Source organism: Hydrogenophaga sp. FW305-3-2-15-A-LB1 (genome assembly GCF_058787875.1).
In genome coordinates this window covers 16,601-25,950 of the sequence record NZ_JBYTAE010000018.1, presented here as the reverse complement: position 1 = coordinate 25,950, position 9,350 = coordinate 16,601, and the positions used below count along the sequence as shown (strand labels likewise).

The 9,350-nt window shown below is 69.9% G+C and carries 12 protein-coding genes; 2 read left to right on the top strand and 10 right to left on the bottom strand.

Features of this window, described 5'->3' with window-relative positions:
* Positions 1–18: 18 nt before the first annotated feature.
* Positions 19–1,227 (bottom strand): CaiB/BaiF CoA transferase family protein, encoded by a 1,209-nt coding sequence (locus AC3WPZ_RS07585; protein ID WP_444687395.1) that lies wholly within the window; start codon positions 1,225–1,227, stop codon positions 19–21.
* Between the two features lie 88 nt (positions 1,228–1,315).
* Between AC3WPZ_RS07585 and AC3WPZ_RS07580 the strand changes: the two genes are divergently transcribed.
* Positions 1,316–2,242, top strand: coding sequence for a LysR substrate-binding domain-containing protein (locus tag AC3WPZ_RS07580; RefSeq protein ID WP_492438967.1), 927 nt, complete (start codon positions 1,316–1,318; stop codon positions 2,240–2,242).
* Here AC3WPZ_RS07580 and AC3WPZ_RS07575 read toward each other — a convergent pair.
* From AC3WPZ_RS07575 to AC3WPZ_RS07550, 6 genes are all read right to left on the bottom strand, one after another.
* The gene (locus tag AC3WPZ_RS07575; RefSeq protein WP_492438965.1) at positions 2,239–3,525 is read right to left on the bottom strand and encodes an RNA polymerase sigma factor; all 1,287 of its coding nucleotides are present in this window, start codon (positions 3,523–3,525) and stop codon (positions 2,239–2,241) included. The genes AC3WPZ_RS07580 and AC3WPZ_RS07575 overlap by 4 nt on opposite strands.
* 9 nt (positions 3,526–3,534) lie before the next feature.
* On the bottom strand, positions 3,535–3,945 hold the full coding sequence (locus tag AC3WPZ_RS07570; RefSeq protein WP_382154305.1) for a VOC family protein: 411 nt from the start codon (positions 3,943–3,945) through the stop codon (positions 3,535–3,537).
* Positions 3,946–3,982: 37 nt separating this feature from the next.
* A complete protein-coding gene (locus AC3WPZ_RS07565) occupies positions 3,983–4,522 on the bottom strand; it encodes an SRPBCC family protein (RefSeq protein WP_492438963.1) in 540 nt (179 codons plus the stop codon).
* A gap of 12 nt (positions 4,523–4,534) precedes the next feature.
* Positions 4,535–4,966, bottom strand: a complete 432-nt coding sequence (locus tag AC3WPZ_RS07560) for a YciI family protein (RefSeq protein ID WP_291111214.1) — start codon at positions 4,964–4,966, stop codon at positions 4,535–4,537.
* A 22-nt stretch (positions 4,967–4,988) separates the two neighbouring features.
* A complete protein-coding gene (locus tag AC3WPZ_RS07555) occupies positions 4,989–5,471 on the bottom strand; it encodes a VOC family protein (RefSeq protein ID WP_382154299.1) in 483 nt (160 codons plus the stop codon).
* 108 nt (positions 5,472–5,579) lie between these two features.
* Positions 5,580–5,945 (bottom strand): YciI family protein, encoded by a 366-nt coding sequence (locus tag AC3WPZ_RS07550; protein WP_492438961.1) that lies wholly within the window; start codon positions 5,943–5,945, stop codon positions 5,580–5,582.
* Between the two features lie 79 nt (positions 5,946–6,024).
* On the opposite strand from AC3WPZ_RS07550, the gene AC3WPZ_RS07545 reads away from it, so the two are divergent.
* On the top strand, positions 6,025–6,306 hold the full coding sequence (locus AC3WPZ_RS07545) for a cupin domain-containing protein (protein WP_382154296.1): 282 nt from the start codon (positions 6,025–6,027) through the stop codon (positions 6,304–6,306).
* Positions 6,307–6,316: 10 nt separating this feature from the next.
* Here AC3WPZ_RS07545 and AC3WPZ_RS07540 read toward each other — a convergent pair whose 3' ends face one another.
* The 3 genes from AC3WPZ_RS07540 to AC3WPZ_RS07530 are packed head-to-tail and all read right to left on the bottom strand — an operon-like array spanning position 6,317 to position 9,321.
* Positions 6,317–7,285 (bottom strand): tripartite tricarboxylate transporter substrate-binding protein, encoded by a 969-nt coding sequence (locus AC3WPZ_RS07540; RefSeq protein WP_492438959.1) that lies wholly within the window; start codon positions 7,283–7,285, stop codon positions 6,317–6,319.
* A gap of 45 nt (positions 7,286–7,330) precedes the next feature.
* Positions 7,331–8,608 (bottom strand): CaiB/BaiF CoA transferase family protein, encoded by a 1,278-nt coding sequence (locus tag AC3WPZ_RS07535; protein WP_492438957.1) that lies wholly within the window; start codon positions 8,606–8,608, stop codon positions 7,331–7,333.
* On the bottom strand, positions 8,605–9,321 hold the full coding sequence (locus AC3WPZ_RS07530) for a glutathione S-transferase N-terminal domain-containing protein (protein ID WP_382328236.1): 717 nt from the start codon (positions 9,319–9,321) through the stop codon (positions 8,605–8,607). The genes AC3WPZ_RS07535 and AC3WPZ_RS07530 overlap by 4 nt, the downstream gene beginning before the upstream one ends.
* Between the last annotated feature and the right edge of the window lie 29 nt (positions 9,322–9,350).

The window sequence follows — 9,350 nt, the reverse complement described above, 5'->3', positions numbered from 1 at the left end:
CACTCCTTTTGCTGGGGTTCAGATCACGCCGGCGGCGCGCAGGCCGTCCAGCTGGGCGTCGGTCAGGCCGAGTTCACGGAACACGGCCTGGTTGTGCTGGCCCAGCGAAGGGCCGGCGTGGCGCACCGCGCCCGGCGTCTCGGAGAACGCGGGCACCACGCTCTGCATGCGCACCGTGCCGAGTTCGTCGTCGGGCACGCTGACGATGGCCTGGCGCGCGGCGAAGTGGGCGTCTTCGAAGATGTCGGCGATGTCGCAGATCGGGCTGAACCCGACCTCGTTGGCCTCCAGCATGCGCCCCAGCTCGTCGATGCGGTGCTTCGCGATCTCCGCCGCGAGCGCCTGGTCGAGCTCGGCCCGGTGGGCCACGCGGTCGCGGTTGGTGGCGTACCTCGGATCGCTCACCAGATCGGGCCGGCCCAGGGCCGCGCACAGGCGTTCGTAGATGCGCTGCGTCGAGGCGGCGATCGAGGCCCAACGCCCGTCGGCGGTCTGGTACACATTGCCCGGCGCCGCGTACTGGCTGGTGTTGCCCGAACGGCCGCGCACCACACCCAGCTGGTCGTACTCGATCGGCAGGAAGTCGAGCACGCGGAACATCGACTCCATCATCGAGCAGTCGATCTCCTGGCCGGGCCGGTCCCCGCCGCCCTGGCGCTGGTGGTGCAACGCCGCGAGGATGCCGATGGCGCCAAACAGGCCCCCCACCGCATCGGCGATCGGAAAGCCCAGGTGCAAGGGCGGGCGGTCGGCCTCGCCGCAGAGGTTGGTGAAACCCGTCATGGCCTCGAACACGCGCGCGAAGCCCGGCCGGTTGCGGTACGGGCCGGTCTGGCCGAAACCGGTCAGGCGCAGGATGACCAGCCGTGGGTGGATGCCGTGCAACCAGTCCTTGGTGATGCCCCACTTGTCCAGCGTGCCGGGGCGGAAGTTCTCGACGAGCACGTCGTGCTCGGGCAGCAGGCGGCCCAGCAGCTCGCGCCCCTCGTCGCGCCGCAGGTCCAGCGTGATGCCGCGCTTGTTGCGGTTGGCCGCCTTCCACCACAGCGGCACACCGTCCTTGTAGGGCGGCAGGGCGCGCAGCGGGTCGCCCACGCCGGGCATCTCGACCTTGAGCACATCGGCGCCCAGGTCGGCCAGCAAGGTCGAGGCCCAGGGGCCGGCAATCACGGTGGAGAGGTCCAGGATTCGCAGCCCCTGCAGGGGCCCGGCGGCGGCGGTGCTCATGTCTCGAAATCCTTGTGATGGGTCGGTTTCGATGCCAGTTTAGGGAGCGGATGCAAAATACAGAATACGCATAGGAGGCATTTCAGACATGCTGATTCCGGATCGCAAAGGTTTGCAGATCGAAGACCTGCGCCACTTCGTCCAGGCCGCCGAACACGGCAGCCTCACGGCCGCGGCCACGGCCGCCGGCGTGGCACAGTCGGCCTTCAGCCGCCAGCTCTCGCGCCTGGAAGCCACGCTGGGTGGGCGCCTGCTGCACCGCACCGGCCGGGGCGTGGTGCTCACCGAACTGGGTCGCCATGTGCTGCCGCGCGCGCACGCGCTGCTGGCCGACGCCTCGGCCCTGGTGGAGGAAGCCGGAGGCAACTGGCAGCGGCCCACCGGGGTGGTGAACGTGGGCCTGCTGCCGTCGATGTCGCGCCCCATGACCGGCCGCCTCTATGCGCGCGTGAGCGAGGCGTTCCCCGACATCCAGCTGCGCGTGGTCGAGGCCTACAGCGGGCAGATCGAGGTGATGCTGGCCGAGGGCCACATCGACGTGGGCACCTTCAACCGCTACCGCCCCCTGCAGCGCGAAAACCAGGACGCCGTGCTGTCCTCGCCCCTGTGCCTGATCGCCGCGCCCGGGGGCCCGCACAGCGGCAAGGCCTCGGTGCGCTTCTCGGCCCTGGCCGGCCTGCCGCTGGTGATGCCGATGCGGCCCAACAGCCTGCGCGCCCTGTTCGAGGAAGTGGCGGGCCGGCGGCGCCTGTCCATGCACGTGGCCCTGGAAGTGAGTTCGGCCACCGCGATGAAGGACGCCGTGATGAGCTGCGGCCTGCATGCCACGCTGCCCGCGCACGCGGTGCAGGACGAGCTGGCCAGGGGCCTGCTGGAGTGCATGCCCATCACCCACCCGGCGATCCGGCAGACCACCTTCATCGACGTGACCCGGCGCCGCCCCGCGTCCTCGGCGGTGCGCGAGGTCGCGCGGCTGCTGTCGGGGCTGGTGCGGCAGCTCGGCTCGCCCGCCTAGTCGCCGGCCGGATCTCCCGGCAGCGCGGCCGCGCGCGCGCGCAGGAATTCCTTCTCGCGCTCGTTGCCCGCGAGGTCGGCCGCGCGCTCGAACTCGGCGCGCGCCTCGCCGTCGCGCCCCAGCTTGGCCAGCAGGTCGCCGCGCACGCTGGGCAGCCAGTGGTACTGGCGCAGCGCCTTGTTCTTCAACAGCGCGTCCACCAGCACCAGGCCGGCGGCCGGCCCGGCGTGCATGGAGATGGCCACCGCGCGGTTGAGCTCGACCACCGGCGAAGGCGCCACGCGCGCGAGCTCGCCGTACAGCGCGGCGATGCGGGCCCAGTCGGTGTCGGCGGAACGCACGGCGCGCGCGTGGCAGGCGGCGATGGCCGCCTGCAGGTGGTAAGGGCCCGGCTCGGCGCCGATCAGGTCGGCGCGGTCCAGCGCGGCCAGGCCGCGGCGGATCAGCAGGTGGTCCCAGCGGCTGCGGTCCTGGTCGGCCAGCAGCACCGGGCGGCCCTTGGCGTCGGTGCGCGCGGCGGTGCGCGAGGCCTGGATCTCCATCAGCGCCAGCAGGCCCTGCACCTCGGGCTGTTGCGGCGCGATGCCGGCCAGCATGCGGCCCAGGCGCAGCGCCTCGTCGCACAGCGCGGGGCGCATCCAGTCGCCGCCGCTGGTGGCCGTGTAGCCCTCGTTGAACACCAGGTACACCACCTCGAGCACCGAGGCCAGGCGCTCGCCCAGCGCGTCGCCGCGCGGCACCTCGAACGGCACGCCGGCCTCGCTGATGGTGCGCTTGGCGCGCACGATGCGCTGCGCGATGGTGGCCTCGGGCACCAGGAAGGCGCGCGCGATCTCGTGCGTGCTGAGCCCGCCCAGCAGCTTGAGCGTGAGGGCCACGCGCGCGTCGGTGGAGAGCACCGGGTGGCAGGCCGTGAAGACCAGGCGCAGCAGGTCGTCGCCGATGTCGTCCTGCCGCGCCTCGTCCAGCGCGTCCACGAAATCGGGCACGTGCGTGGCGCCCAGGGCTTCGAGGTCGGCGGCGATGCCGTCGTGCTTCTCGTCGGCCATCTGGCGGTGGCGCAGGTGGTCGAGCGCGCGGCGCTTGGCGGTGGTCATGAGCCAGGCGGCGGGGTTGTCGGGCACGCCGTCCCTGGGCCAGTGCTCCAGCGCGGCCACCAGCGCGTCCTGCGCGAGCTCCTCGGCCACGCCGATGTCGCGCACCACCCGCGCCACGCTGGCCGTGATGCGCGCGGACTCGAGGCGCCAGACGGTGGCGATGGCCTGGTGGACACTGGAATGCATGGGCCGAATTTACATCTGCGCGGGGGCGGCGCTCATGTCCATCCAGAACACCTCCCATTGGTGGCCGTCGAGGTCGGCGAAACCGTGCTGGTACATGAAGCCGTGGTCCATCGGCGCGTTCGGCGTGGTGGCGCCGGCGGCCACCGCCTTGGCCACCACCTCGTCCACCTGGGCGCGGTGGTCGACCGAGAGCGCCACCAGCACCTCGGTGGCCTTCTTCGCGTCCGAGATCGGCAGCTTGGTGAAGCCCTGGAAGAAGGGCTCGACCAGCAGCATGGCGAAGATGTTCTCGCCCACCTCCAGGCAGGCGCCCTGCTCGTTGGTGAACTGCGGATTGAAGTTCAGGCCCAGCGACTTGAAGAAGGCCTGCGAGCGGGCCATGTCCTTGATGGGCAGGTTGACGAAGATCTGGCGAAACATGGTGCTTCCTTTCGAAGGGTGAGGGGTTGAAGAAGGTTCAGGACGCCGCCGGCTTCTCGGCCTGGGACTTGAGGTAAGACAGGCCGGCCTCGAAATCGCGGCCGATCATCTGGTCCATGTTCATGAAGACGCCGATGAGCCGCGCGATGAAGGGGCTGGGGCCATCCATGGCCCAGGTCACGCGGGTGGCCTCGCCTTCGGGCACCAGGCTGAAGGTGACGACGTTGTGGCCCTCGAAGGGCTCGAACATGTCGAGCTGCATGGTCACGCAGGAGGGCGCGCTGGACGCGGTGATGCCGATGCGGCCCTTGCCCACGTCCTTGTTGCCCTGGAACTCGTACACCGCGCCGGGGCCGGCGGTGGGCCCGCTGTACTGGCCCTGCATGGCCGGGTCCTTGCGGGCGTAGGGGTTCCAGGTGTTGAAGCGCTGCAGGTCGTTGATGAGCGGGTGCAGCCGCTCGGCGCTCGCCTGGATGGTGGTGGAGCGCTCGACGTGGAAGCGGTCGGGCCGGCTCGCGGCGTACAGCAGCAGGGCGGCGATGGCCACGCCGATCAGCAAAGCAAGGATCTTGAGCATGGTGGCGGCTCCTCAGCGCTGGGGGTTGTGCATGGCGTCGAGCTTCTTGAAGTCTTCCAATGGCTCGCTGGGCGGGAAATCCTCCATCTCGTAGAGCTGGCGCAGTTCGATCACGGCCTCCTTGCCGGCGCCCGCCGGGTTGGGGAAGCGGCGGCTCCACTCCATCGCCTCCTCGCGCGAACGCACCTGGATCAGGGTGTAGCCGGCGATGAGTTCCTTGGACTCGGCGAACGGGCCGTCGACGACGCGCTTCTTGCCGTCGGCGCTGTACTGGATGCGCCAGCCCTTGCGGCTGGGGTGCAGGCCCGAGCCGTCGAGCAGCACGCCGGCCTGGGCCAGTTCCTCGTGGTAGCGGACCATCTCGGCCATCAGCGCCTCGTCGGGCGCGGGCGAGGTCTCGGCTTCGAATTCGTCGCAGGACTTGACGATGATCATGAATCGCATGGTGGGTCTCCTGGAGAGGGGTTCAGGGGTGGTCGAAGGCGTGCTGCAGGGCCGCGATGTCGAGCTTGCCCATGGCGAGCATGGCCAGCGTGACGCTCTGGCGCCGCGCCGCGTCGGGGTGCTGCAGCTGGGCCATGAGCTGCTCGGGCACGACCTGCCAGGACAGGCCGTAGCGGTCCTGCAGCCAGCCGCAGCGCTCCTGCTCGGGCACGGCCGAGAGGTGTTGCCAGTAGTGGTCCACCTCCTGCTGCGAAGTGCAGCGCACCAGGAGGGAGATCGCGGGCGAGAACCGGAAATGCGGCCCGCCGTTGAGCGCGGTGTGCGGCTGCCCGTCGAGTTCGAAATCGATCGTGAGCACCGTGCCCTCGGGCAGCTGGGCGCCAGGGCCATAGCGGGTGATCGCGCCGATGCGCGAGTTCGGGAACACCGACACGTAGAACCGTGCGGCCTCCTCGGCCTGTGTGTCAAACCACAGGCAAGGCTGGATGCGGGCGGGTGCGTTCATCAAGAACTCCTGTTGAAATGGGGATCTTCAACAGGCACGACGAACCAGCCCCGCGGTTTTCGACAAGCGCCGACAGAAACACCCCAGGAAAAACCCTGAGGCCGGGATTCAGGCCCGGCTGTCGTCGTAACACGGCCCGAGGGCGCGCACCTCGACGGTGGCCCATTCGGCGGCCGGGCACTCCTGGGCGATGGCCACGGCCTCGTCCATGCTGGCGCAGTCCAGCAGGAAAAAGCCGCCGATCATTTCCTTGGCTTCGGCGAACGGCCCGTCCACCACCTGGGCCTTGCCGCCGCCGGTGTGCACCCGCACCCCCTGGGACTGGGAGGCCAGCGATTCCGCCGCCAGCAGCTTGCCGCGCGAGCGCAGCGACTCGCCAAAACGCTGCATGCTGGCGTACGCCTCGCGGCCCTGGGCCTCGGTGCGGGTGCCGCGCTGGCCGGCCGGTTCAAGGATCAGGAGCATGTGGGACATGGAGCGCCTCGTTTCACTGTGCACAAGCCCTCCATGCTAACGCCTCACCCCGCCACCCGATGGCCCACAATGCCTTTCCATGAACCCTGCCAACTTCGAGGCCTTTCGCCTTCAGGCCCTGATCGAAGGCTACGACGAGGTGATCGAGCGCGAGTGGGCGCCCTTCACGGTGCTGGACATGCACACCCACCCCTTTGCCGCCAAGGCGGTGGTCACGCGCGGCGAGATGTGGCTGACGGTGGGCGACCTCACGCGCCAGCTGCGCGCGGGCGACACCTTCCAGATCGACGGCGAGGTGCCGCACGCCGAGCGCTATGGCGCCGAGGGCGCCACCTATTGGGTGGCGCGACGCAAGGACTGACCGAAAACGCTCAGTCCAAATAGGCCTCGGCCTGCCGGATCACGGGCGACCAGCGCGCGATCTCCTGGCGCAGGTGCTTGCCCAGCCCTTCGGGCGTGGCCTTGTCCTTGCTCACGGGCAGGGCGCCCAGCTTCTGCAGGCTGTCGCGGAACGCCGGGTCGGCCAGGCCGTCCTGCAGCGCCTTCACCAGCTTTTCGGTGACGGGCCTGGGCAGGTTCTTCGGCGCGTACACGCCGTGCCAGACCGTGACCTCCAGCCCGTCAACCCCCTGCTCGCTCAGCGTCGGCAGCTCGGGCAGCGAGGGCAGGCGCTCGCGCGTGGTGCTGCCGTAGGGCTTGACGCGCGCGGCCTGGATCGGGCCCAGCGTGGTGGTGATCTGGTCGCACAGCAGCTCCACCTGGCCCCCCTGCAGGTCGGCCATGGCGGGCGCGGCGCCCTTGTAGGGCACGGTGGTCATGGCCAGGTTCAGCCGGCTCATCAGCATCAGGCCGCACAGGTGCGAGGCCGTGCCGATGCCGGCGTTGGCGAGGTTGATCTTCTTCTGGTTGAGCGTGATGTACTGGTGCAGCGCCTTGAAACCGGTCGGTTCGAGGTCGCGCTTGCCCACCAGCGTCATGGGCACGTCCGCCACCTGGCCGATGAAGTCCAGGTCGGTGGCCGGGTTGAAGCGCAGCGAGCGCGAGAGCGCGGGCAGCGTGGACATGCCGATGTTGTGGATCAGCAGCGTGTAGCCATTGGCTTCGGCGCGCACCACGGCCTCGGTGCCGACGATGCCGCCCGAGCTGGCGCGGTTCTCCACCACCACCGGCTGGCCCAGCGACTTGCCCATGGCCTGGGCCAGGTGGCGCGCGACCACGTCGGTCGGCCCGCCGGCCGAGAACGGCACGATGAGCGTCACCGGGCGCTGGGGGAACTCCTGGGCCAGCGCGGCGCTGCCCAGGCCCAGCGCGATGGCCAGGGTGAATATCCGTTTCTTCATCTTTGTCTCCTTCGTTGTGGTTCGGTCGATGGGGTCGCGGCGGTCTCAGGCCTCCGTCTTCTCGGTCCATTCGCGGTCCGCGTTCAGCAGGGGGTCGCGCACCAGCACGCCGTCGCGGTACAGCTGCCCGATCTCGTCGTCGTCCAGCCCGGCGAGCGACTTGAGGATCTCCTCGTTGTGCTCGCCCAGCAGGTCGGCGCGCAGGCCGCCCGGCACGCGCCACGCGGAGAAGCGCGCGGGCGGGCCCGGGATGTCGAAGCGGCCGATGTAGGGGTCGTGCACCTCGCGCACCACGCCGCGTTCGCGCAGGTGCGGGTGCGCCATGGCCTCGCGCAGGGTGAGCACGGGCGCGCAGGGAATGCGGTGGCGTTCCAGCGCGGCGATGGCCTCGTCGCGCGTGGTGAAGCCGCCCAGCCAGGTTTCGAGGAGGTGCTTGAGCGCCTCGTTGTGGTCGCGCCGCAGCGCGGCGGTGGCGAAGCGCTCGTCCTTCAGCAGCTCCGGCTGGCCCAGCGCCTCGACGAAGGCCGTCCACTGGTGCGGCAGCGTGGCCAGCGTGAGGTAGCTGCCGTCGCCGCAGCGGAAGATGCCGGTCGGCCCGCCGTCGGGGTGCTGCGAGCCGGTGCGCACCGGGGTGTGGTTTTTGCGCAGGCTCACGCGCGGCACCGCCACCTCGTGCATGTTGAAGTAGGTGTCGAGCAGCGAGGTCTCGATGTACTGGCCCTCGCCGGTGCGCTCGCGGTGCAGCAGCGCGAAGCCCACCGCCATGGCCGCCGCCACGCCGGTGGAGGCGTCGCCGATGGCCATGGTGATCAGCGCGGGCTCGCCGTCGCGCTCGCCGATCAGGTCGGTGATGCCGGCATAGGCCTGGGCCACGTAGTCGTAGCCCGGCTTCTGCGCCAGCTCGCCGGCCTGGCCGGCCAGCGAGATGGAGCACATCACCAGCCTCGGGTTGATCGCCTTCAGCTCGTCGTAGCTCAGGCCCGCGCGCGCCATCACGCCCGGGGAGAAGTTCTCCACCAGCACGTCGAACTTCGGCACCATGGCCTTGATGAGTTCGCGCGCGCGCTCGCTCTTGAAGTCCAGCGCCAGGCTTTTCTTGGAGTGGTTGTGCTGGATGAAGTAGGTGCTCTGCGAGCAGCGCTTGTGCTCGGGCTGGTTGGAGCGCAGGCCGCCCACGCGGGTGCGGTCGCCGAAGGGCGCGAGTTCGAGCTTGACCACCTCGGCGCCCATCTCGGCCAGGATGCGGGTGCAGGTCGGGCCGGCCACGATCTGCGTGATGTCGAGCACGCGGTAGCCGGTGAGCATGGGGGTCTTCTGGGTCATGGGGTCTTTTCCGAGGGGGAGAACTGGCCGGCGCCGAACAGGTTGTCCCAGCGCTCGCCGGTGGGCTTGGCGCCGGAGCGGTCGACCTTCTCTTCCAGCACGGCCAGGCCGCGCTGCACCGCCGGGCGCGCGCGCACCACCGCGTACCAGCGCTGCAGGTGAGGGAAGTCGGCGAGGTCCTGGCCCTGCCACTTGTGGGCGCGCAGCCAGGGGTAGGTCGCCATGTCGGCGATCGAGTACTGGTCGCCCGCGAGGTACTCGGCCTCGGCCAGGCGGCGGTCGATCACGGTGTAGAGCCGGCGCGCCTCTTTCGTGTAGCGGTCGATCGCGTATTCGATCTTCTCGGGCGCGTACTTGCGGAAGTGGTGCGCCTGCCCGAGCATGGGGCCGACCCCCCCCATCTGGAACATGAGCCACTGCACCACGTCATAGCGCGCGCGCAGGTCCTGCGGCAGGAAGGCCCAGCCCTGCTTCTCGGCCAGGTACATCATGATGGCCCCCGACTCGAACAGCGCGATCGGCGCGCCGCCCGGGCCCTCGGGGTCCACCAGCGCGGGGATCTTGTTGTTCGGGCTGATCCTGAGGAACTCGGGCCGGAACTGCTCGCCCTTGCCGATGTGCACGGGAATGACGCGGTAGGGCAGGCCCAGCTCTTCCAGCAGGATGGAGACCTTGTAGCCGTTGGGCGTGCTCCAGAAGTAGAGATCGATCATGGGCGGTGATGATGGTGCGCATGGCCAAG